Below are 22,499 nucleotides of genomic sequence, written 5' to 3'. Positions count from 1 at the left end.
GGCTTTAACCTCCTATCCTCGACACGATGTCGATTACTGTGGTGTTGATGACGTCACTGAGAATATGAGGGTACACGCCTAGAATCAAACTCAAAGCCAGGAGTCCTACCATTGGAACATATTCCATCGGACGAGCATCTGGAAGGTTCATAAATTTTTCCTTGATTGGTCCAAAGGTCGTTCGTTGCATCGCCCAAAGAAGATAGGCTGCTGTAAGAATGATTCCAATGCCAGCGATAATTCCAATTGTCATTGCCGCTGGAATCAATTCTGCCGAGGCACCGAAAATTCCGATAAACGCCAGTAATTCACTGACAAAACCAGATAATCCCGGAAGCCCAATCGAAGCCATGGCTGCCGCTAGCATGAACCCGGCTAAAATAGGCACTGATTTCGAGAGACCTCCCATTTCGGCAATTGTCCGTGTTTTCGTCCGTTCATACATTGCTCCGACCATAAAGAACAGCAAGGCGGAAATGAATCCGTGCGAGACCAATTGGAAGACCGCCCCTTGCATGCCGGAGTGCGTAAACGAAGCAATCCCCAACAGTACAATGCCCATGTGGCTAATGCTGGAGTAAGCTACCAGGGCTTTTAAATCGGTTTGAACGAGGGCCAGTAATGCCCCGTAAATAATGTTGATCACCCCAAGGATCGCGATTAGCGTTGCGAATTTCGCTGCTTGATCAGGCAGAATTCCAAAGCCTGCGCGAATCAAGCCGTAGCCTCCCATTTTCAGCAAGATACCTGCTAAGATCATACTGACTGCGGTTGGCGCCTCTACGTGCGCGTTCGGGAGCCATGTATGGAAAGGAAAAACCGGCAGCTTGATTGCAAACGCAACGAGCAATCCTAGAAAAAGTGCGGCTTTCACTCCTTCTGACAGTACCTCAGGATTTGCGGGATTCGCGAAAATTTCGGCGAGCCGGATCATACTGAACGAAGTTCCCTGATAGTTCATAGCCTCTGCACCCTTTGTAAAAATAGCAAGGAACGTCATGAACATGATGCCACTGCCAATTCCTGTATAAAGTAAAAACTTGAAGGATGCGTACGACCTCATTTTTCCGCCCCAAATACCGATGAGGAAAAACATCGGGACAAGTGTGAGTTCGAAAAACAGGAAGAATAAAAACATATCCAGTGCAACAAAAACACCGAGCATTCCTGAGAGTAAAATTAACGTCCAAATATAAAACTCTTTGACTCTTTTTTCAATCGAAAACGAAGCAAAGATTGATAGCGTAGTCACGAGGGTTGTCAGCAGCAGCAACGGCATCGACAAACCATCGATGCCAATTTCAAAATTAATTTGTAAAAAACCTAGGTCAAACCACGGCAGTGTCGTTCCGTTTTGAATACCAGAAACTCCGCGATCAAAACCTCCCCAAATGATCACAGTTAAAACAAGTGCTATTCCTGAGACAATTGTCGCTAGCGTGCGAATGACATTGACGTTTTCTTTCGGAATTGTAAAAAGCAAGATCGCTCCGATTAATGGAAGAAAGACGAGCCAAATCAGCATGTTTGCCATCATCCGAAATACCCCCTTACTGCGAAGGCGAGTCCTATAACTACCATTCCGCCAAAAACGGTCACGAGCCCGTACGTCTGTAATTGCCCGTCTTGATGTTTGCCCATCGCTTTTCCTGAGCGACTTGTTAAGGATCCGATCAGAGTAATGACTCCGTCAACGATCGTTTTATCCATTTTCCATAATAAGAGACTGATTTCTCTGGTTGGGCGGACGAATACAGCCAAGTAAATGTCGTCAAGATAATAGTTGTTCTGAAACAACTTCTGTATCGATGGTGCTTTGCTGGAAAAGAAATCTTCTCTAATAAATCCCTTCACGTACATCGCCCAGGCTAATGAAATTCCAGCTACCGCCACAGCTACGGATAAAAATGCTAACCAAAGTGCCCCATGAGGCTGCGTGCCGACATTCAGGCCTGCGGTTAGAAATGCTTCAAGCTGATGGCCGAGAAACGGCGCATTGATGAAACCGGCAATTACTGCTAAAACAGCAAGCACCATTAACGGAAATGTCATCAAACCTGCGTTTTCTCTAGGTTCGTTCTCAGGTACTTCCTCATGGTTCGGATACACTTTTCTCTCTTCAAAACCTGCGTCTAAGCCTACTTCAGCCGATTGTGTTGCCTCCCATGCGGCTTGTTCATTAAACGTTTCTTCGGTCGGATCATTTAAATCTCCGCCCTTAAACTCCCCCATGAAAGTTTTAAAGAATAAACGAAACATATAAAATGCGGTCAAAAATGCGGTAACAAGTGCAATCAGAAACAAGAATCCATCTCCATTTATCAAGGTTGAGGCAAGGATTTCTTCTTTGCTCCAGAACCCAGCTAACGGGAATATCCCTGCGATTGCAAGTGATCCAATCAAAAATGTAACGGATGTAACCTTCATTTTTCCCCATAAGCCGCCCATATCACGGATATCCTGCCGGTGGTGCACGGCAAATATGACACTACCTGCTCCAAGGAACAGCAACGCTTTGAAAAAGGCATGTGTCAAGAGATGAAACAACCCCGCTACATAGCCAGCCGTCCCTAATGCAAGAATCATAAATCCCAACTGACTGATTGTCGAGTATGCGAGAATTCGTTTTATATCGTTATTGACCAACGCCATCGTTGCGGCAAAAAGTGCAGTGAGCGCACCTGTGTAGGCCACGACGGTCATCGCTGTCGAGGACGCTAAAAATAATGGATACATGACACCTATCAAGTACACACCCGCGGCAACCATGGTCGCGGCATGAATCAAAGCACTAACCGGTGTTGGCCCCTCCATGGCGTCCGGCAGCCAGACGTGAAGTGGGAATTGCGCTGATTTTCCGACTGCTCCTAAGAAAATGAGCAGAGCAATCGTTGTTATCATGGGGGCGCTTAGTTGATCCGTCTCAACCGCTGTGTAAATTTCTGCATAGTTGAAGCTTCCTGCTCGGTTAAATAGAAGAACTAGCCCGATTAATAGCCCAACGTCCCCAATTCTGGTGATGAGAAAAGCTTTTTTAGCCGCTGCCGCTGCCTCTGGCTTGAAATACCAGAAACCTACGAGTAAGAAGGAACATAAGCCGACGAGCTCCCAGAAAATAAATAATTGCAAGATATTTGGTGCTAAAACGAGGCCTAGCATCGAAAAGGAAAATAACCCTAAATAAGCGAAAAATACATGAATTCGGTCGTCTTCCTTCATATATTCTTTAGAAAAAATATGGACAACCAAACTGACGAGAGTGACGACGATGAGCATCATCGAGTTTAATGCTGTGACTTCATACCCCATCGTGATCACATTTTCTCCGACCGTCATCCAGTTTAAAACAAACGTGTATGTTTCTCCTCCAATTCGTTCTAGCAAGACGAATACTGATAACAAGAATGAAAGAGCCAGTCCGGCTATACCAATAGCGGCTGCTTTCTCTTTCAAAAGTCGTCCGGCGACTAGCAGGATCAGGAAGGTGATAAGAGGAAAAACCGGGATTAACAAGGCATAGTGCATCATACCAACCCCTTTCTCTTTTAAAATACCGTGCCTAGTAAATCTACCACCTCAATAAATCATGCTTCAAAACGTCGATGGAGTTTCGATTTCGGTAAAGGGCGATGAGAATCGCCAGGCCGACTGCGGCTTCGGCGGCGGCTACAGTAATGACGAACAAGGTGAATACTTGCCCGGTAATATTTGCGAATGGCCCGATAGCCGAGAAAGCGACGAGATTTATATTGACGGCATTTAGCATTAATTCAATGCTGGCGAGAACGATGACTAGATGTCTTCTCGTCAGGACGCCATAAAGTCCGATGCAAAACAGGATTGCTGCGAGAGCAAGAAAAAGTGTAATCGAGACCATTTAGTCGGCCTCCTTTCTGGCAATGACCACCGCTCCGATAAGAGCAGAAGTGAGTAAAAATGCCGAACCGATAAAGGCGATGAAATAATGACCGTATAACTCGAGTCCAATCATTTCCGCACTGCCGACATACGGTTCGCCGCTATTTGGCAAGTCTGCAGTAACAATCGCATAGAGCATAAAAGCGAGTAAGAATCCTACTCCGACAAAACCAAGGATTTGTTGTGCTTTTCTTGGGTCCGGTCCAAAGCCGACATTTCGATGTTCGGTCATCATCATACCGAAGACAAATAGGATTGTGATCGCGCCTACGTAAACCATGATTTGAACAATGCCAATAAACTCAGCTCCGAGTAAAAAGTAAATGGCTGCTACGGCGAAAAAACTGAAGGCCATGGCGACAACCCGGTGCGCGATCCGCTCTAAGGCCATGATCAGTACGGCACTAATAATGGCGATGAGAGCAAACACAATAAAGAAGAACATTTGCGCATTCACGGCTTGTCACCTCTTTCCTCCTGCCCCTCGTCAGATTTCAGAGGTAATTCATCAAATTTGGAAGATGCTTCATTTGTTTCATGTTTTGTCTCTTTCGCTCCTTCCGCTGGTAACTCAGGTTCTTTCTTTCCTTCAACGGCCTCCTTTTCCGTGGTAGAAGGGATTATTTTTGTTTTTGCTTCGTTAGCATCCGCCTGAGGAGCGGGCTTGGTTGAAGCTGCTTCGTCTTGCTTCGGAGTTGCTTTTACTTGGGCTCGTGACTGTGTTGCAGGTTCGGTTGCTTCTGTTTTCTCCGTCGTCTTGGCTTGGTTCGCTCTGGCTTCTGCTTTGGCTTTGGCCTTGGCTTCTTTGGCGGCTTTTTCTTGGGCTTCGGCTTCTGGGTCGGGTTCGGTGTAGTTGCCGGGTTCGTGATTGTCGGTGAGCCATGTGATGTCTTTGAAGTGTGCGGCTCGGTTGAATTCGCTTAGGTTGTCGTATCGGGCGGTCATGACGATGGCATCGGTTGGGCATACTTCGGTGCAGAAGTCGCAGAGTATGCAGCCTTGGAAGTCGATGTTGTAGGTGTCGATGATTTTCTTTTTTGGGTTGTCTTTGTCTTTTTTGCCGGTTAGTGTGATGACGTCGGTTGGGCAAATTTTGACACACAGGTCACAGACGATGCATTTGTCTGGGAAAAACCGTTGGATGCCGCGAAATCGTTCTGGCATGTTTACTTTTTCTTCCGGGTATTGAATGGTGATGTTCTTTTTGGTGAAGTAGTTTAGGGTTATGCCAAATCCTTTTAAGAGTCGAAACATGTTATCCCCCCATCCACACTTTGATGATTGATGTTATGACGATGTTCAGCAGGGCTAGCGGGATGAGTACTTTCCACCCGAAGTTCATGAGGTGGTCGACGCGGGCCCGTGGGAGGGTGGCGCGTAACCAGTACCATCCGAACATGAAGGCGGCCATCTTCAGGAGGAACCAGATGATTCCTGGTAAAAAGGCGGGCCCTAGCCATCCGCCGAAGAAGAGGATGGTGGCGAGTGCTGAGATGGCGATGGCGTATGTGTACTCTGCTAGCATGAAGAAGGCGAATCGGAATCCTGAGTATTCGGTGTGATAGCCTGAGACGAGTTCGGATTCTGCTTCGGGCAGGTCAAATGGCGAGCGGTTCAATTCTGCGATGGATGAGATGAAGTAGACGATGAATGCGAGAAATTGTGGAATGATGAACCAGACTCCGATGCTTTCCTGGTAGCCGACGATGTCTCGTAGGTTGAGTGAACCGACGAGGACGATGATTCCAAGGACGGATAAGACGAGCGGTATTTCATAGCTGACCATTTGGGCGATTCCCCGTATCGATCCGAGCAGGGAGTATTTGTTGTTTGAACTCCATCCTCCCATGAGTACGCCGAGCATGGTGATAGACGATACTCCCAGGATGTACAGGATGCCGATGTTCAGGTCTGCTCCGCCGAGGTTTTCGGTAAATGGCAGGACGGCAAAGACAGCGAATGCTGGTGCGAATGCCAGGACTGGTGCTAAAACGAAGATTTTTTTATCGGCTTCGTTTGGGATAATGTCTTCTTTCATGAGTAGTTTGGTGACGTCTGCGATGGTTTGCAGTAATCCCCATGGTCCGTGTCTGTTTGGTCCCGGGCGAAGTTGCATATAGCCGATGACTTTCCGTTCGAAAAGAATAGCAAAGGTGACGCCGCCAAGAAGGAGGTTCATGACGATTCCGGCGTACACCACCATCAGGATTACGTCCACTACGCATCTACCTCCCCTAGTACGACATCGAGACTTCCGAAGATCGCGACGAGGTTTTGGATGGATTCTCCTTTGAGCAAATCTTGCAGGATGGATACGTTGACGAATGACGGCCGTCTGAGTTTGATTCGATACGGTTTATTTGTTCCGTTGCTCACGGCATACACGCCGATTTCGCCTTTGGACGCTTCCACTCGTCGGTATACTTCGCCGGCGGGCGGTTTGATCATCATGATCCGTTTGCCTTTTTTCGTGATGATTTCTCCTTCCGGAATTTGCTCACAGGCCTGCTCAATAATCCGCAAGGACTGAAACATTTCAGCGACGCGTACTTTATACCTGGCGTAAACGTCCCCTTCTTTTTCGGTAGGAATATCGAAATCGAATCGGTCATAAATACAATATGGTGCTGTTTTACGAAGATCGATGTTGACGCCACTGCCTCGCGCAATGGGGCCGGATAATCCCCAATTGATCACTTTTTCTTTGGAAAGGATCCCGACTCCAATTGTTCGTGCTTGAAAAATTTCGTTTCCGGTGACGAGTGTGTGAAACTCTTGGATATTCTCATGAAGTTCTTTTACAGTTTCTTGTACTTTGGCGAGCCATCCATCCGGGGCGTCCCATTTTACGCCGCCGATTCGGTGATAGGTAAAAGTCATTCTTGCCCCACTTATTTCGTTCAATCGGTCAAGAATCGTTTCCCGATCGCGGAATGCATAGAGAAACGGGCTCATTGCGCCGATATCGAGCAGGTACGTTCCCCACCAGACGAGGTGACTGGCGATTCGATTCAGCTCCATTGTAATCACTCGTAAATACTCCGCCCGCTCGGGAATTTCCCATTCTAATAATTCTTCGATGGCGGAACAATAAATGTAATTGTTCGTCATAGCGTTCATGTAGTCGAGTCTGTCAGTGTAAGGGATAAACTGTGTGTACAGGAAATTCTCTGCTAGTTTTTCGGTTCCGCGGTGAAGGTAGCCCATTACTGGTTCCGCGTTCACAATATGTTCTCCGTCGACTTCGAGTTTGAGGCGGAAAACTCCGTGGGTACTTGGGTGTTGCGGTCCCATATTGAGCGTCATTGTTTCTGTTTTCAACTCTGACATTTATTACGCACCCCCTTTTGAAAAAGCTGTTGAAGTTGAATAAAAGCTGAATTTAAGTTGAGTAGGTTTTTTTCATGCGTGTTGATTCGAGCAAACTTTTTTTGCTAATTACGCTTTAATCCAAGCCTAGTGCTTTTTTATCGGTGACATAATCTTTGCGCAGCGGATGACCTTCCCACTCATCCGGGAGCAAAATTCGTTTTAAATTCCAGTGACCGGTAAAGTCGATTCCCATCAAATCATAGATTTCGCGTTCCATGTAATCGGCTGCTTTATAGACTGGCTCGAGTGAAATGATTACCGGATTTCCCCTGGGCGTTTTCACTTTTACATAAAGGTAGTGGTCTAACCTCGTTGAGTAGAAATTGTAGATCACTTCCATATGTTCCTCGTAATCGATCGCGGAGACACAGGACAGGAAGTCGAATTGAAGGGATTCATCCGTACGAAGGACGTTTACAGTGTTGAAATCCCAGTTTTGGGAAGCAAGGATAATCATTGGTTTGTGAAAATTTAGTTTTGCTTCTTCGATCGTATCTGCTCCCTGAAGGGTGTGGATTTTTTCGGCAATGAGATCAAGCAGTTCCTGACTCATCCTTTCAACACCCGCTCTCCTTTTGCTTCGAGACGAATTTTCTGCCTCAGTTTTTCAACACCATCTAACAGAGCTGGCGGTGTTGGTGGACACCCAGACACATAAACATCGACTGGTACAATTTTATCGACACCGTTCAAGACACTGTAGGCTTCTTTGTACGGCCCGCCACAGGTTGCACAGGACCCCATCGCAATCACCCATTTTGGTTCGGGCATTTGGTCATACAGTGTTCGGAGCACGGGAGACATCTTTGCGGTGACGGTTCCGGCTACGATCATCACATCGGCATGTCGCGGAGATGCCCGGAAAATAACGCCGAAGCGGTCAAAATCGTATCTGCTCCCTCCTGTTCCCATCATTTCAATCGCACAGCAAGCAAGTCCAAATGATAATGGCCAAAACGACCTTGTTCTCGACCAGGCTTTTAACTGATCGACTTTTGTGAAAAACACGCTCTTTTTTACGTCTTCAATAAGTCTTGGATCATACTCTTCCGACTGGTCAAAGCCTTTTATCCCTTTTAGTTCCATTCTAGCACCTTCTTTTTCCAAGAATAGGCGAGCCCGAGTGCTAATATTGCGATGAAGATGAGCATCATATTGAGTCCCACCCATCCTAGCTGATCAAGTACAACTGCCCACGGATACATGAAAACGGTTTCAACATCGAAAATGATAAATTCAAGCGCGATAATGTAGTAGGCTACATGATATCGAACTTGAGCATCTCCTTCCGGTTTGATCCCACTCTCATAAGGTGAGGTCTTAGCCGGATACGGATTGTGAGGCCTGACGAATCTTCCAAACGTTAAAGCAACCACTGGAAGTGCAATTCCGAGCAAAATAAATATCAAAACAAGCAGATAGTTATCATAGTAAACTCCCAGCTGCATACGTTCACTCCCTCCCGTCAAACAATATGAAATTAACGAACTTTTCCAACTCTCACCCAAAGTATACCAAAGCAAAGAAAATTTTTCTATATTATTCTGAATTATCTGTTTTTAATTATTTCTAATGTCTTACCCCTTCACAATCGATGTTTTTTGGGTGTTTTTACATTTGTATTTGTATCTAAGTTATGTTGTTCTTTTAATGTTTATGGATAAATCTTTATTAAATGAATGATTTTATTTTTTGGTAGGTTTTGGGGAAAGGCTAATTTAGGTAGGATGGCGTTAATGGAGGATGGTTATGGTTTGACGTGCTTCGAAGCGCTATGAAGTTAATAGTGATTGATAGAACTTCCAACATTATGAGAGGTATTAATTATGTAGTTATTTTCGCACTATTTCCAGGGTTTTCGGTTGATATGCAAGTCGTATCGCCTAGCGATATGGCTTGCAAATAGAGAATTTTCCCCTGGTAGGCAGAAGCTTCAAGTGGGCTAGCTTTTCAGATACTGATCGTGTGCGGAGGCTTTCATTTATCTGCTTCTTCCGGTTATTCGCCGCATGGAATTGTTTGTTGCTTCCTCAACTAGCTTAGCGTCTTCTCACTTTTTCGAACATTTTCTCTGTAACCAATAACGTTTACGATAATAGCCGATTTGAAAGGAATTAAATAGATTCCTTTTATCTCGACAACTAGTAACAATATATTTCCCGGAAAATAATGTTCGATGTTTTTCTTGCCAATGTCTGTCGGTTATAGTAATATCTTGGTAAGCGAATTGACATTTTTGCTTCGTTTTTTCTCGTCTTCTCTTTTACATTCCTATCTTTATTCATCTAGTAATTACCTCTTACTTTCTATCTTTTTCTACATATTTGAATCCCTCTCTATCCTTCCTTTTAATTCTTGAATTCAATCGATCGTTTAATGTGTGTGTACCACTATTACAGTAGTCTGTAAACTTGGATTCCTAATTAAGTAGTCCTAATTTCTTTATTTGCCGTTTGCTGCAATTGAATAACTATGCTTTGCGTTGGTCTATCGTCGCATAAATCTATTTTGTGTTGGTTATTTTATGTAAAAAAATTATATTATAAATTAGGAGATGGTATAATGCCTCACGTCAATCGGCAATGGCACAAAAGTTATTATTATCATATAACTAGTCGATCTAACTGGAAGGAGCCTTTATTCAGATCTGACGATGATTTTGTTTATTTCCTTCAACTGCTAGATGAAGCAAACAAAAAGTATCCTTTTCAATTAGTATCTTACGTATTAATGAAAACTCACTTTCATTTGTTGCTGTTCTCAAATACTCAAAGCTATTCTAATATTATGTTTTTGGTAAAAAAGAAATATGCCACCTATTTCAATAAAAAATATAATACCCGCGGTCATTTGTTTGAGAAACGCTTTTTCGCTAAACCAGCTTCGACTCTTCGCACACTACTCCACATGAGTCGCTACATTCACTTTAATCCTGTTGAAATCCACTCCGTTGAATCTCCGAAAGATTATCCATGGAGTAGTTATCCCCTATTTATTCAATCCAGTGAAAATTCTCTAACACCCCCCTACATTAACTTCACCCCATTATTACGCTCTTTTACCGGTACCTATCATCAACGAAAAATGCAGTATATTCAATGGTGCAACACAAATTAATATGTATTTTTAGTTATTAATGAAAAATGGTTTTGGGTAATTATCATTTGATTTGATGTTTCAGATGCTGTATATTCCGCAAAGAGCTAATTAGATTGATTAATAGTAATTGACTAATTAGTTTTTTAGAGCGGTTTTAAACTTTCTGTTTACTCGCTTATGCTCTTGTTTTCGACGTGCTACTTTTGTAGGTGCTACGCTGGTAGCAATCTTTTCTGCGACGAGTAACCGCAGGAGCACCTACCTCTTTTTTTAGCTTTTAAACTCTCTTATACTCGCTTATGCTCTCGTTTTCTACGTGCTACTTTTGTAGGTGCTACGTCGGTAGCACCTACCTCTTTTTTCAGCTTTTAAACTCTCTTATACTCGCTTATGCTCTCATTTTCAACGTGCTACTTTTGTAGGTGCTACGTCGGTAGCACCTACTTCTTTTTTCGACTTCCAAACTCCCTTATCCTCGCTCATGCTCTTGTTTTTAACGCGCTACTTTTGTAGGTGCTACGTCGGTAGCACCTACCTCTTTTTTCAGCTTCCAAACTCCCTTATCCTCGCTTATGCTCTTGTTTTCTACGTGCTACTTTTGTAGGTGCTACGCCGGTAGCACCTACCTCTTTTTTCAACATCCAAACTCCCTTATCCTCGCTCATACTCCTGTTTTCAACGTGCTACTTTTGTAGGTGCTACAACGGTAGCACCTACCTCTTTTTTCAGCTTTCAAACTCCCTTATTCTCGCCCATGCTCCTGTTTTCAACGTGCTACTTTTGTAGGTGCTACCCCGGTAGCACCTACCGCACCAACACCCACCACACCTCAAAAAAACACCAAAAAACCCCCGAATGTGCTCTAAAGCGTCGGGGGTCAAACAACAACACTAAATTTTATTTTGAGAAACTTCTAAACGGTTGATGGCTCGCTTAAGAGAGAGTTCAGCTCGCTTGAAGTCGAGGTTGTCTTTTTTGGCTTGCTCGAGTCGGCGTTCGGCGCGTTCTTTTGCTGCGCGTGCTCGTGCGACATCGATACTAGTTGGTACTTCTGCGGATTCTGCAAGGATGTTTACTTCGTCACCGCGGACTTCCATGATGCCACCGCTGACTGCGATAAGTTCTACTTTATTGTTTAATTTAATACGGATTGCACCGATGGCAAGTGGTGTTACCAAGGGGATGTGATCCGGTAAAATACCAAGATCGCCCGCTTGTGTTTTCGCGCTTACCATTTCTACTTGTCCGCTAAATACACTGCCATCAGGAGTAACGACATTGGTTTGCATCGTTTTCATGATTCACCCTCCTTAGGAAAGAGAATATTCACCCGCAGGATAAGCCAGGATTCGAGAGGGATCCCCTTTTATTTTTCAATAAGGGGGATGCTCTTGCCAAGGTTATCTTGAAGCGATTTCGCTTCCTATTGCATTTACTTTGCTGCTTTCTCTAAAACTTCTTCGATACGGCCGACTAATCGGAAAGCATCTTCTGGTACGTCGTCGTGTTTTCCATCGAGAATTTCACGGAAGCCTTTGATCGTTTCTTGTACAGGTACATACGATCCAGTTTGGCCAGTGAATTGTTCTGCCACGTGGAAGTTTTGAGATAAGAAGAATTGAATACGACGTGCACGGCTAACCGTTTGCTTGTCTTCTTCGGAGAGCTCATCCATACCGAGAATGGCAATGATATCTTGTAGCTCTTTGTATTTTTGTAGTGTAACCTGAACTTCACGGGCTACTGCATAGTGCTCTTCGCCAACAATTTCTGGTGAGAGGGCACGTGATGTAGAAGCAAGTGGATCCACGGCTGGGTAGATACCCATTTCCGAAAGTTTACGCTCAAGGTTTGTTGTTGCGTCTAAGTGAGCAAAAGTTGTTGCTGGTGCAGGGTCTGTATAGTCATCCGCAGGAACGTAAATGGCCTGGATGGATGTAACAGAACCTTTTTTTGTAGATGTAATTCGCTCTTGAAGCTGCCCCATTTCCGTGGACAGGGTTGGTTGGTAACCAACGGCTGAAGGCATACGTCCGAGTAGGGCGGATACTTCCATACCTGCTTGTGTGAAACGGAAAATGTTGTCGATGAAAAGAAGTACGTCTGCGCCTTTTACATCACGGAAATGTTCCGCCATTGTAAGGCCTGTTAGGGCAACACGCATACGCGCTCCAGGTGGCTCGTTCATCTGACCGAAAACCATCGCTGTTTTAGCGATAACACCGGAATCCTTCATCTCATAGTAAAGGTCATTACCTTCACGAGTACGCTCTCCAACACCGGCGAATACGGAAATACCGCCGTGTTCTTGTGCGATGTTGTTGATTAACTCTTGAATTAAAACAGTTTTACCTACACCGGCTCCACCGAAAAGGCCGATTTTTCCACCTTTTACGTATGGTGCAAGAAGGTCTACTACTTTAATTCCTGTTTCCAGAATTTCTGTTTGTGTAGAAAGTTCCTCATAGACAGGTGCTTCACGGTGAATTGGATCACGTTGTACATCTGTTGCGATTGCTTCATCTAAGTCAATGTTTTCCCCTAATACGTTGAAGACACGACCAAGTGTTGCATCACCTACTGGGACAGTAATTGGCTCTCCCTTGTCGAAGACTTCCATTCCACGAACGAGTCCGTCAGTAGAAGCCATAGCGATTGTACGAACTGTATCGTCCCCTAGATGAAGAGCAACCTCTAATGTCAGGTCGATATCTACTTCACCTGAAGACTGTGCTTTGCGTTCAATATTAATAGCATTATATATCTTAGGAAGCTGGCCTCGTTCGAATTGAACGTCGACAACTGGACCAGTTACTTGAGTGACGCGTCCTTTATTCATCTTCTTTCCTCCTTACTTCATAACTGCTAGCGTGCTTTAGTTTTGTGCAGAAGCTCCACTAACAATTTCATTGATTTCTTGCGTGATTGCAGCTTGTCTAGCACGGTTGTATTTCAATGTAAGTTCACCAATCATGTTGTCTGCATTGTCTGTAGCAGAACGCATGGCTGACATTCTTGCACCGAATTCACTCGCTTTTCCGTCTAATAATGCGCCGAAAATAAGTGTTTCTGCGTAATGCGGAAGGAGTTGGTTAAGAATCGTTTCTGCATCGGGTTCGTAAATGTAATCACTTTTCGGTGCAGCTTCTTTCGCTTCTCCTGGTTCTACTAATTCATCAAAATCAGTAAGTGGCAAAAGTTTGGTTTCGGTAACTTGGAAACTCATCGCACTAATAAAGTGGTTAAAGTGGACATAGACTTCATCAAAGAGACCATCTTCAAACATTTGAACCGTTGTTGATGCTATATTTTTAATATCACTGTATTCAGGCTGATCAGCAACACCGATAATTTCCTGAAAAATCGGCATGTTGCGCTTTTTGAAAAAATCTCGTCCGACTTTTCCCATCACGATAATACCGTACTCATCTGGTGAGGAATGTCGTTTATTGATTAATTTCAATGTTTCTCGAAGAAGTCCACTATTATATGCACCACATAGACCTTTGTCTGCTGTGATAACAATATAAGCTGTCTTCTTTATCTCATCCCTTGCTTCTAGCATTGGATGGGATACGCCGTCGGATCCAGATGCGATACTAACTACAACTTCACGAATTTTTTCTATATAAGGCTGGAATGCTTCGGCTTTCCCTTGAGCTTTATTAAGCTTTGCGGCTGAAACCATTTCCATCGCCTTCGTGATTTGTTTCGTTTTCTTTGTGGACCCAATTCTAGTCTTTATATCTTTTAAAGAGGCCATCGTTCTTCACCACCTTCTATTGAAAAGCACAGCGCCAGAACAAGCAGCAAGACTTTGCGTTTTGCTAAGAGTGAGAAAGAAAGATAACTCAGAGCTTTCTTCTCACACTTGTGACATATCGTCTTTCGCTGGCAGGCGCTAAATGGTCTGCTTTTCGTTTTAATACTCTATTTTAAATGACTTATTTAGACTGGAAAGTTTTCTTAAAGCTTTCGACTGCTCCACTCATTTCATCAGCGTCAGCAAGTGCACCCGACTTTTTGATTTGAGCTAAAAGCTCCTTGTTGTTATGCTCTAAGTACGTATGCAATTCGGATTCAAATCGGCTGATATCTTCCACTGGTACATCGTCTAAGAAGCCTTTTGTCAATGCGTAAAGAATGAACACTTGTTTTTCAACAGCAAGTGGTTGGTGAAGTCCTTGTTTTAACACTTCAACCGTTCGTGCACCACGGTTCAGCTTCGCTTGTGTAGAGGCATCTAAGTCGGAACCGAATTGTGTAAATGCTTCCAGTTCACGGAAAGATGCTAAATCTAAACGAAGTGTACCGGCAACTTTTTTCATTGCTTTAATTTGTGCAGAACCACCTACTCGGGATACGGAAAGACCTGCGTCGATCGCTGGTCGAACACCCGCGAAGAAAAGGTTTGATTGAAGGAAGATCTGTCCGTCCGTAATCGAAATTACGTTCGTAGGAATATAAGCTCCAATGTCCCCTGCCTGTGTTTCAATGAATGGGAGGGCTGTTAACGAGCCGGCTCCTTTGTCATCACTTAGCTTCGCTGCACGCTCAAGTAAACGGGAGTGAAGATAGAAGACATCCCCTGGGAATGCTTCCCGGCCTGGCGGACGACGAAGTAATAATGATAGTTCACGATAAGCAGATGCTTGTTTCGTTAAATCATCATAGATAACTAGGACGTGTTTACCATTGTACATAAATTCTTCACCCATTGTTACACCTGCATACGGTGCTAGGAAAAGAAGTGGTGCTGGCTGAGATGCACTAGCTGTTACAACAATTGTATAGTCTAAAGCACCGTGCTGACGGAGAGTATCTACCACTCCAGCAACCGTTGATTCTTTTTGACCAATCGCAACATAAATACAAATCATGTCTTCTTCTTTTTGATTGATGATTGTATCAATCGCAATAGCTGTTTTACCTGTTTGGCGGTCTCCGATAATTAACTCACGTTGACCACGACCGATTGGAATAAGCGCATCGATCGCTTTAATACCTGTTTGAAGTGGCTCGTGAACCGATTTACGGTCCATAACACCTGGTGCTTGTCCTTCAATTGGACGAGTTTTAGATGTACCAGTTGGTCCCAAGCCGTCTAACGGCTGTCCAAGTGGATTTACCACGCGGCCAAGTAGTTCTTCACCGACAGGAACTTCCATGATACGTCCAGTTCGACGTACTTCGTCCCCTTCTCGGATATCTCTAAATGGACCAAGAATGATAATACCTACAGTGTTTTCTTCTAAGTTCTGTGCCATTCCCATGACACCATTTGAAAATTCAAGTAACTCACCGGCCATCGCGTTCTCAAGTCCGTGAGCCACTGCGATTCCGTCCCCGACACGGATGACGGTACCTACATCGTTAACTTCAATCTCGGATTGATAGCCTTCGATCTGCTTTTTTAACAGAGAGCTAATTTCATCGGCTCTGATGCTCATTTCGTTCACCCCTATCTACTAACGTTCCCGTGAATCATGCGCGTTTGAATACGTGCAAGTTGGTTCGCAACGCTTCCATCATATACGGTATCTCCAATATGAACCTTGAGACCACCAATGATTTCTTCGTCTACGACATTGTCAATGAGAAGCTTTGCTTTGCCTGCGCGTTTTGCAAAAACACTTATGACAGCAGCACGCTCTTGCTCACTTAACGGTTTCGCTGAATACACGGTTGCTTCAGCAATTCCTTTTTCTTCATATACTAACTCTTTAAAATTATCTGCCACTGCTTGAAAGACACTTTCTCTTTTCTTATCAATTATTAGGAGAAGTAAATGTAAAACGGAAGTTCCAACATGTTTAGAGAAAGTATCCGTTAGAATTTTCTTCTTCTCGTCATCCGTCATTTTTGGATTGCTAAACACTTTGTCAAAAAGCTTCGTATCCTTTAAGACTTGTGATACAGTCTCAAGCTCCTCCAACGTTTCCGTAAGAGTCTCTTGATCTCTAGCTATCTCAAACAATGCATAGGCATAACGATAACCTATTGGATGTCTTCTCATAGGTTTCCGCCAACTTCTCTGAGTGTTTCCTGAATTAGCCTTTCTTGCTCTTGATCGTCCAGTTCTTTCTCAATTACCTTAGATGCGACAAGTACAGACAATGTAGCCACTTGCTCACGAAGTGCGGCAACTGCTCGTTCTTTTTCAGTGTTGATTTCAACAAGTGCTGTTTCTTTCAGTCTTTCTGATTCTTTTCTTGCTTTATCTAAAATCTCGCTAGCTTGTTGATTACTCATTTTTTTAGCATTATCGACGATTACATTCGCTTCGTTACGAGCTTCCTGAATAGCTTCTCGTTGTTCCCTTAAATACTTTTCAGCTTCTTCACGATTTTTCTCAGCAGAAGAAATTTGGTCGGCGACATGCTTTTCACGCTTAGCCATCATATCCATTATCGGGCCAAAAGCAAACTTTTTCAGTACTAGTAAAAGGACCGAAAATGCAGCTAGCTGATAAATCGCGTCGAGCCATGTAAATTCTTGAATCAAAAGATCCGCCTCCTTATCTTTTGGTTAATTGGCTTGTTCAAAAAGGAGGATACTTAAGTCGATGAAACTTGACTTTAGTCATAACCGGTCTTTCTGAACTACCTTCAATACAAAAGGAATGGCGAAGATTTAATACTGTCCTTCGCCATTGCAATTCAATAAAAAGCTCTCAAATACACTACATTTGTAGGTATAATAATATAGAAACTACAATCGCAAGAATCGGCAATGCCTCTACAAGTGGAACACCGATGAACATAACTGTTTGAAGTGGTCCACGCATTTCTGGCTGACGTGACATTCCTTGAATTGCGTTACCTACTACCATTGCTACACCGATAGCTCCACCAATTCCTGCTAAACCTGCCGCTAAACCTGCTCCTATGGCAATAATACCAAGATCCATAATAAAATCCTCCTTAGATATTGTAAAAATAGTTTTTTTTATGAAATAAATTCACTCTTCCAAATTTTTTAAAAGAGATCTTATTCACTGAGATGAACAGTTAGCGGATCATTGTTTAATGATCTTCACTAACTTTGTGTGACATGTAAACCATCGTTAGCATTGCAAATATAAATGCTTGTAACGACCCTATAAAAATACCAAATCCTTGCCAAACAATTAATGGAAGGAAGGAAACTGCACCCCACAATAGTGAAGATGTTCCTAACGATACGAGAAGCACCATGAGTACTTCCTTTGCAAAGATGTTCCCGAAAAGACGCATTCCCAATGTAAGTGTGTTTGAAAATTCTTCAATCAATTTAAAAGGAAACAAGAATGGAACCGGTTTGAAATAATCTCTTCCGTATTCCTTAGCACCTTTCATTTTCACTCCGTAGATGTGCGTTAGAGCGATAGCCATAATAGCTAATGATAATGCTAAAATCGGATCTGCTGTCGGCGATCTCCACCAAACAGTGTGATCAGCTTTTGTTGCTAATTCAAACGGAATACCTGCCATATTTGCAACAAACACATAAAGTATCAATGTGAGTGCCAGCATGACAAAGTTTTTTCCTTTTTCCCAATCCATTGTACTGCTAATGATGTTTTTAATGAATTGGACTAAGAATTCAAGCGCGTTTTGAGCCCCTGTCGGATACATTTTGATTGTTCTGGACATGAAAAATGTCACAAGGAACACAATCAGCATAGACACAGTTATCATTAATATGTTAGATAAGTTAACTGCTAGGTTTGGGTTATCAAACAAATGGATAATAGGATAATGTTGATCCATAAACCTTCACCCCCTTTCACTAATTTGAAGCTATATTGGATTTACTTTGTCTTGCCCGTTCATTCTGATCCCCTGTTAGAAGTGGTTATGGCTTGTCCTACCCGATCCCACTAAGGAAATGCGGCGCACTTCTCTCTAGCATAGGTCTGCACAATCGTTCCTTAATTACTGAATGATTTCCGAAAGATAGCCGGACCAATCAATAACAGAAGGTACGTGAACATCAACCCGATTACCACGCCAATTAAATGGAAATAAGCAGAAAATTTCACAGCGATACTAATTGCTACAACAAACAACAGTATTCTTGAAGTTGTTCCAAAAAACCATTTGACTCTACCTGATTGAACACTGTTTCCAACACGTTTCACTTGAAAATATGTACTTAATAAACTAAAAAGACTGAATAATGCACCTAAAGAAAGTCCTTGGAAAAAAAGTGGATAAAACCCTAAAACCGCTACGATAAGTGAGACACTTACAAATACTAGTGTGATTATACTGAACCGTTTTGCGATGGATGTATAATCATTCATATTGATTTCCTCCCAGAAATTTGCGAACCGCATAATATATCCCCATAACAGCTGTGCCCAGCCCAAGGAAAAAACCAACGATAAGAAAAACTCCACTAGTGTTAAAATAATTGTCTAACCAAATTCCAGCAAAAACTCCAATCACAATGGACCCGATAAAATACGAACTAATGGTGGTCATTAATGCTAAAGCTTTTACTACTGAACGTACCCGTGAAGGTTGTGACATTATTTCACCATATTCCATCGTAAGACTTTCGTATTTCCGTTTATTGATAACACTGGACATACTTTGTAATCGTACAATACGAATGGCTTCATGTCAATCAATTATCGGAATTGCAAACGTTTTACAATTTTTGTCGAAAAACAATATTGGAACGCTTTCAAACTTAATCATAATAATGTGTATTTCCACTATGCCAATGTTTATTATACCCAATCTTTCTATCTATTTGTGACTGAAATGTGACAATTTATTGACTTGATTGTCACATTTCCTTCTACCCTCACATTAAATCCCAATTATATGTACAAAAAAAACTAAGAAGGGATAATTCTCCCTCTTAGTTTTCTGACTTTGCTACTCTCCGATATAAAGTGTTTGTTCTATTGTGTCCTCTTGATCTTCCTTTTTGGCAAAAATTAACGCTTTATAAAGTCCTTCAGGGAGATCTTCAATGAGGAGATCCTCTTCAAACATGCCTCGGTGAATGTCTTTCTCGACATCTATATACGTAATGAATTGAAACGTATCCGGATCGTACAACGCGATTCCCAATTCTTCGGCACCGCCTGGCAGATAAACTTCATAGTGATATATATTTGGTTCGGCTGCGTGCTCAAACATGAAAGACATCAGACGAGGATAGTCTGGTTCTTCGACAAAAAATAGATAGGGAATTTCCGTCACATCACTTCCACTTTCTACACGGATCCGGTCGTGGTACATCCCTTCGTCAAATACAGACGGAAAAACATCTATTTCCACATCTACGGTCTCTTTCTCTCCAGGGTCCAAATATACCGAAAACGGTACTTTCCACTGAATACCGTCAGGCACTTCAAACGGAGGTTTTATACTGTATTTTTTCCGTTCATCGGAGACATTCTCTATCGTCAGTGGCACCGTTTTTTCCAAGCGTCTATCGGTACGCAGCCATTTACCAAAGCTTATTTGTCCCGGATAAACGAGTGTTTCGACCGCCAACGCTTTGTCGAGTTGGATTCGCCCTGTTCCTTGAATGTGGGGAGCGATTGGTTCTCCATCTTCGTCTTTCAATACTTTTGCCGTGTTCATCAAGGCTGCCTTTACTTGTTCCGGTGACCAGTCCGGATATTTTTGCAGCAATAATGCTACTGCTCCTGCAACATGAGGCGAGGACATGCTTGTCCCGTTCAAATCCATGTAACCATTTGGAACCGTGCTCCCAATTGCAACACCAGGTGCTACTAAATCGGGCTTCACATCCCACGTGTACGTAACGGGTCCTCTTGAACTGAATGAAGCGATTTGATCCTCTTCTTTTCGGTAAATAGTCCGAATATGTTCATTTGGCGAGGATTCTATCTCTTTTGTCAAGCTTTCCCCATCTTCTTTCGATACACTCACTACAGGTAAAGCCACTTCTTCTTCGAGCATACCGGCAAATTCTCCCGGTTGATGGTTATAAACAATTAACCCTCTCGCTCCTTTTTCCTTTGCTAATTTCGCCTTTAATGTAAAACTGGTGACACCTCGTTTTGCCAAGACAAATTTATCGTCTGCATCTACGTTCTCATAATCTTCTTCACGACCAAGACCTACATCTATAAATGGATATCCTCGTTTCAGCTTCCACGGCTCCGCTTTTTGCATCGGCTGTACCGGTATCTCTTTGTCACGATCTCCGTCTCTAATCAAGTAAGGAATAAGCATTGGTGGTGTGGATGCGCCGACAGAAATCGCTTTGGATGACGTTCCCGGTGATCCTACTGTCCAAAGATTAGGTCCACTGTTGCCATTAGAAGTAACGGCTACAACGCCTGCTTCAACCGCCTTATCTAACGCCATGCTCGTTGGCCAATCCGGTCCATTCACCGTGTTTCCAAGCGATAGGTTTATGACATCCGCCCCATCCTCCACTGCTTTTTCAATCGATTCAATGACTTGTTCCGTTGTTCCCATTCCTGTTGGACCCAACGCTCGGTAGGCGTAAATTTCCGCTCCGGGTGCCACCCCCTTGAACTTGCCGTTCGCCGAAATGATTCCCGCTACATGCGTCCCATGCAAAGTTGGCATCCCTTCTTCCTTCTTCGTTTCCATCGGATCATCATCCTGATCGACAACATCGAATCCCCCATGATAACTTTTCTTCAAGTCAGGATGCTCATAGTCAATCCCCGTATCGATGATCGCTACTTTGACACCTTCCCCAGTCAGTTCGTCATTCCCACGGGTTAAGATGTTATTTACTTCGCCGGAGGTCCCGCCGATAAAAGGAACACTTTCATCCACATAAGGTTCGTATAAAGCAACTTCATCCATACGGGAAACTCCGTCTAATTGCTCTAACTCCTGCACGTATTGCTCAGGAACCTCCATCGAAAATCCGTTATAAATTGTTGAAAACATTTTCCGTATTTTTACGTCTTCAAAATTCTCCTCCAGTACTTCTGCAAGGGTCGCTGCGTCATCTCTTGCCTCAATAATAAATACCTTTGAGCCGGAAGATCTCCCTCCAGTTTCTTCCGAAATATCTGGTCGTTCTGGAAAATAGGTGTTTTCTTCTGTTTGGATTTGGTTATCGTCTGATCGTGTATTTATTGCCCCGCTTTCTGGTGTATGAAACGTAAAAGCAGCCAAACTTATAAAAAATACTGCCAGATAAGATAGAAGTTTTTTCATGTTCATTTTTAATACCCCTTTTATGCAGTCAGATAAAGAGTAGGTTATGTCATTCCCTTCTTTTTTATCCCATTTTCAAGTTTTGTTTCGAGGCGTTGGTCTTGAAAAACCATGCGGTAGCTTTGCGAATTATTTTTCAAATCAACAATCTGCTTCTGTGATGTCAGATGAACATTTAGAGGGGCAAATGAATATATGTATTAAAGAGAGAGATACCCAATATTTCAAATTTTTTATTACGTTTACCGGCTGAATAGAATGTTAATGTCTTCGGTTTCACAGAAAGGATGATGATGATGCCAAAACGGGAGCAGGTATGCCTATCTGTCAGTAAAATATATGATTGGACAAAACATAATGTGACAAAAGATTTTCATTTTAACGGTAATAATCTGGAATTCTATCTGGAAGAAAACACTTCCTCTCATGACAAGCCCATTAATCCATGTACGTTTTTTGATCCTGGTGAGCTCGTTGAAGTAAATTGTATGTTTTTAGATTTAGCTTGCAGCGAAACCGGTTCAAGAACAGACCGTTGCGGGAAAAACTTAAACACTACACTTCAATCTGTAAAAATCAAAAAAACTGGTTCTTTTCAAGTTGTTCTTACGGGGCTCGAGGGGCAATTATTTTCAAGGGAAGTTAAATTCGCTGTCGCTGAAAATGTACAGGTTTGTGCCCCTGAAGAAACCAAGGTTGTATGTGAAGTAGATAACCAATCCTGCAGCGGCTGTTTCTTCTCTGCCGGAGGAGATTGGAGTATTGACCTAACGTTGTTTTTTTGTCAATCGATCTATGTTCAGTTAGATACGGCCTTGGCAATCTGCGCTAGCCTTGCCAACCCGCGCAAAAACTTTATCGCCCAAGAATTAAGGTGCAACCCGATAGGCCCTCCACCCCAAAATCCCAGCATCTTTCCATCTTCCAAATAATGGC

General features: G+C 43.1%; 23 protein-coding genes and 1 pseudogene. 2 read left to right on the top strand and 22 right to left on the bottom strand.

Features of this window, described 5'->3' with window-relative positions:
* Positions 1–4 precede the first annotated feature (4 nt).
* From ACHABW_RS17815 to ACHABW_RS17765, 11 genes and pseudogenes are all read right to left on the bottom strand, one after another.
* Positions 5–1,537 carry a complex I subunit 4 family protein gene (locus tag ACHABW_RS17815; protein WP_435757202.1) on the bottom strand — a complete coding sequence of 511 codons (1,533 nt, stop codon included), beginning with the start codon at positions 1,535–1,537 and terminating at the stop codon, positions 5–7.
* The gene (gene nuoL / locus ACHABW_RS17810; protein ID WP_435757200.1) at positions 1,534–3,528 is read right to left on the bottom strand and encodes an NADH-quinone oxidoreductase subunit L; all 1,995 of its coding nucleotides are present in this window, start codon (positions 3,526–3,528) and stop codon (positions 1,534–1,536) included. Before nuoL ends, ACHABW_RS17815 begins: the two co-directional genes overlap by 4 nt.
* A gap of 40 nt (positions 3,529–3,568) precedes the next feature.
* Positions 3,569–3,877 carry an NADH-quinone oxidoreductase subunit NuoK gene (gene nuoK / locus ACHABW_RS17805; protein ID WP_435757198.1) on the bottom strand — a complete coding sequence of 103 codons (309 nt, stop codon included), beginning with the start codon at positions 3,875–3,877 and terminating at the stop codon, positions 3,569–3,571.
* On the bottom strand, positions 3,878–4,375 hold the full coding sequence (locus ACHABW_RS17800) for an NADH-quinone oxidoreductase subunit J family protein (RefSeq protein ID WP_435757196.1): 498 nt from the start codon (positions 4,373–4,375) through the stop codon (positions 3,878–3,880).
* Between the two features lie 410 nt (positions 4,376–4,785).
* Positions 4,786–5,172, bottom strand: a pseudogene (locus tag ACHABW_RS17795) (NuoI/complex I 23 kDa subunit family protein); the annotation flags it as partial.
* Between the two features lies 1 nt (position 5,173).
* Entirely contained in the window at positions 5,174–6,136 is a 963-nt protein-coding gene (gene nuoH, locus ACHABW_RS17790) for an NADH-quinone oxidoreductase subunit NuoH (protein WP_435757194.1), read from the bottom strand.
* Positions 6,136–7,248 (bottom strand): NADH-quinone oxidoreductase subunit D, encoded by a 1,113-nt coding sequence (locus ACHABW_RS17785; protein ID WP_110938354.1) that lies wholly within the window; start codon positions 7,246–7,248, stop codon positions 6,136–6,138. The genes nuoH and ACHABW_RS17785 overlap by 1 nt, the downstream gene beginning before the upstream one ends.
* Before the next feature lie 115 nt (positions 7,249–7,363).
* Positions 7,364–7,843 (bottom strand): NADH-quinone oxidoreductase subunit C, encoded by a 480-nt coding sequence (locus ACHABW_RS17780; RefSeq protein WP_435757191.1) that lies wholly within the window; start codon positions 7,841–7,843, stop codon positions 7,364–7,366.
* Positions 7,840–8,376 carry a NuoB/complex I 20 kDa subunit family protein gene (locus ACHABW_RS17775; protein ID WP_435757189.1) on the bottom strand — a complete coding sequence of 179 codons (537 nt, stop codon included), beginning with the start codon at positions 8,374–8,376 and terminating at the stop codon, positions 7,840–7,842. Before ACHABW_RS17775 ends, ACHABW_RS17780 begins: the two co-directional genes overlap by 4 nt.
* Entirely contained in the window at positions 8,367–8,738 is a 372-nt protein-coding gene (locus ACHABW_RS17770) for an NADH-quinone oxidoreductase subunit A (protein WP_435757187.1), read from the bottom strand. The genes ACHABW_RS17775 and ACHABW_RS17770 overlap by 10 nt, the downstream gene beginning before the upstream one ends.
* 693 nt (positions 8,739–9,431) lie before the next feature.
* A complete protein-coding gene (locus tag ACHABW_RS17765; protein WP_435757185.1) occupies positions 9,432–9,575 on the bottom strand; it encodes a hypothetical protein in 144 nt (47 codons plus the stop codon).
* A gap of 277 nt (positions 9,576–9,852) precedes the next feature.
* Here ACHABW_RS17765 and ACHABW_RS17760 point away from each other — a divergent pair, with 277 nt between their 5' ends.
* Positions 9,853–10,407 carry a transposase gene (locus tag ACHABW_RS17760; RefSeq protein WP_435757183.1) on the top strand — a complete coding sequence of 185 codons (555 nt, stop codon included), beginning with the start codon at positions 9,853–9,855 and terminating at the stop codon, positions 10,405–10,407.
* Between the two features lie 872 nt (positions 10,408–11,279).
* Here the strand turns inward: ACHABW_RS17760 and ACHABW_RS17755 are convergent.
* The 11 genes from ACHABW_RS17755 to ACHABW_RS17705 all read right to left on the bottom strand — a co-directional run bounded on the left by ACHABW_RS17755 (position 11,280) and on the right by ACHABW_RS17705 (position 21,569).
* Positions 11,280–11,687 (bottom strand): F0F1 ATP synthase subunit epsilon, encoded by a 408-nt coding sequence (locus ACHABW_RS17755; protein WP_435757181.1) that lies wholly within the window; start codon positions 11,685–11,687, stop codon positions 11,280–11,282.
* 134 nt (positions 11,688–11,821) lie between these two features.
* Positions 11,822–13,228: a F0F1 ATP synthase subunit beta gene (gene atpD, locus ACHABW_RS17750; protein WP_110938348.1), complete on the bottom strand. Its 1,407-nt coding sequence runs from the start codon at positions 13,226–13,228 to the stop codon at positions 11,822–11,824.
* A 36-nt stretch (positions 13,229–13,264) separates the two neighbouring features.
* Positions 13,265–14,152 carry an ATP synthase F1 subunit gamma gene (atpG, locus tag ACHABW_RS17745; protein ID WP_435757179.1) on the bottom strand — a complete coding sequence of 296 codons (888 nt, stop codon included), beginning with the start codon at positions 14,150–14,152 and terminating at the stop codon, positions 13,265–13,267.
* 181 nt (positions 14,153–14,333) lie between these two features.
* Positions 14,334–15,839, bottom strand: coding sequence for a F0F1 ATP synthase subunit alpha (gene atpA / locus ACHABW_RS17740; RefSeq protein ID WP_110938346.1), 1,506 nt, complete (start codon positions 15,837–15,839; stop codon positions 14,334–14,336).
* Positions 15,840–15,850: 11 nt separating this feature from the next.
* A complete protein-coding gene (locus tag ACHABW_RS17735) occupies positions 15,851–16,405 on the bottom strand; it encodes a F0F1 ATP synthase subunit delta (RefSeq protein WP_110938345.1) in 555 nt (184 codons plus the stop codon).
* Entirely contained in the window at positions 16,402–16,893 is a 492-nt protein-coding gene (gene atpF / locus ACHABW_RS17730) for a F0F1 ATP synthase subunit B (protein WP_435757176.1), read from the bottom strand. The genes ACHABW_RS17735 and atpF overlap by 4 nt, the downstream gene beginning before the upstream one ends.
* Before the next feature lie 178 nt (positions 16,894–17,071).
* The gene (gene atpE / locus ACHABW_RS17725; protein WP_110938343.1) at positions 17,072–17,299 is read right to left on the bottom strand and encodes a F0F1 ATP synthase subunit C; all 228 of its coding nucleotides are present in this window, start codon (positions 17,297–17,299) and stop codon (positions 17,072–17,074) included.
* Positions 17,300–17,414: 115 nt separating this feature from the next.
* Positions 17,415–18,140, bottom strand: a complete 726-nt coding sequence (gene atpB / locus ACHABW_RS17720) for a F0F1 ATP synthase subunit A (RefSeq protein ID WP_110938342.1) — start codon at positions 18,138–18,140, stop codon at positions 17,415–17,417.
* Between the two features lie 161 nt (positions 18,141–18,301).
* Positions 18,302–18,676 (bottom strand): ATP synthase subunit I, encoded by a 375-nt coding sequence (locus tag ACHABW_RS17715; protein WP_435757173.1) that lies wholly within the window; start codon positions 18,674–18,676, stop codon positions 18,302–18,304.
* Positions 18,669–18,965, bottom strand: coding sequence for an AtpZ/AtpI family protein (locus tag ACHABW_RS17710; protein ID WP_435757171.1), 297 nt, complete (start codon positions 18,963–18,965; stop codon positions 18,669–18,671). The genes ACHABW_RS17715 and ACHABW_RS17710 overlap by 8 nt, the downstream gene beginning before the upstream one ends.
* A 294-nt stretch (positions 18,966–19,259) precedes the next feature.
* Positions 19,260–21,569, bottom strand: a complete 2,310-nt coding sequence (locus tag ACHABW_RS17705; RefSeq protein ID WP_435757169.1) for a S8 family serine peptidase — start codon at positions 21,567–21,569, stop codon at positions 19,260–19,262.
* Positions 21,570–21,859: 290 nt separating this feature from the next.
* Here ACHABW_RS17705 and ACHABW_RS17700 point away from each other — a divergent pair, with 290 nt between their 5' ends.
* On the top strand, positions 21,860–22,495 hold the full coding sequence (locus ACHABW_RS17700) for a hypothetical protein (protein ID WP_435757167.1): 636 nt from the start codon (positions 21,860–21,862) through the stop codon (positions 22,493–22,495).
* Positions 22,496–22,499: the final 4 nt, after the last annotated feature.

Origin of the sequence: Salipaludibacillus sp. CF4.18 (assembly GCF_051262595.1) — a bacterium.
GTDB classification, from domain to species: Bacteria; Bacillota; Bacilli; order Bacillales; family Salisediminibacteriaceae; genus Salipaludibacillus; species Salipaludibacillus neizhouensis.
Note: the sequence above shows the minus strand (reverse complement) of the source record. Positions and strands in the feature narration are given on the sequence as shown.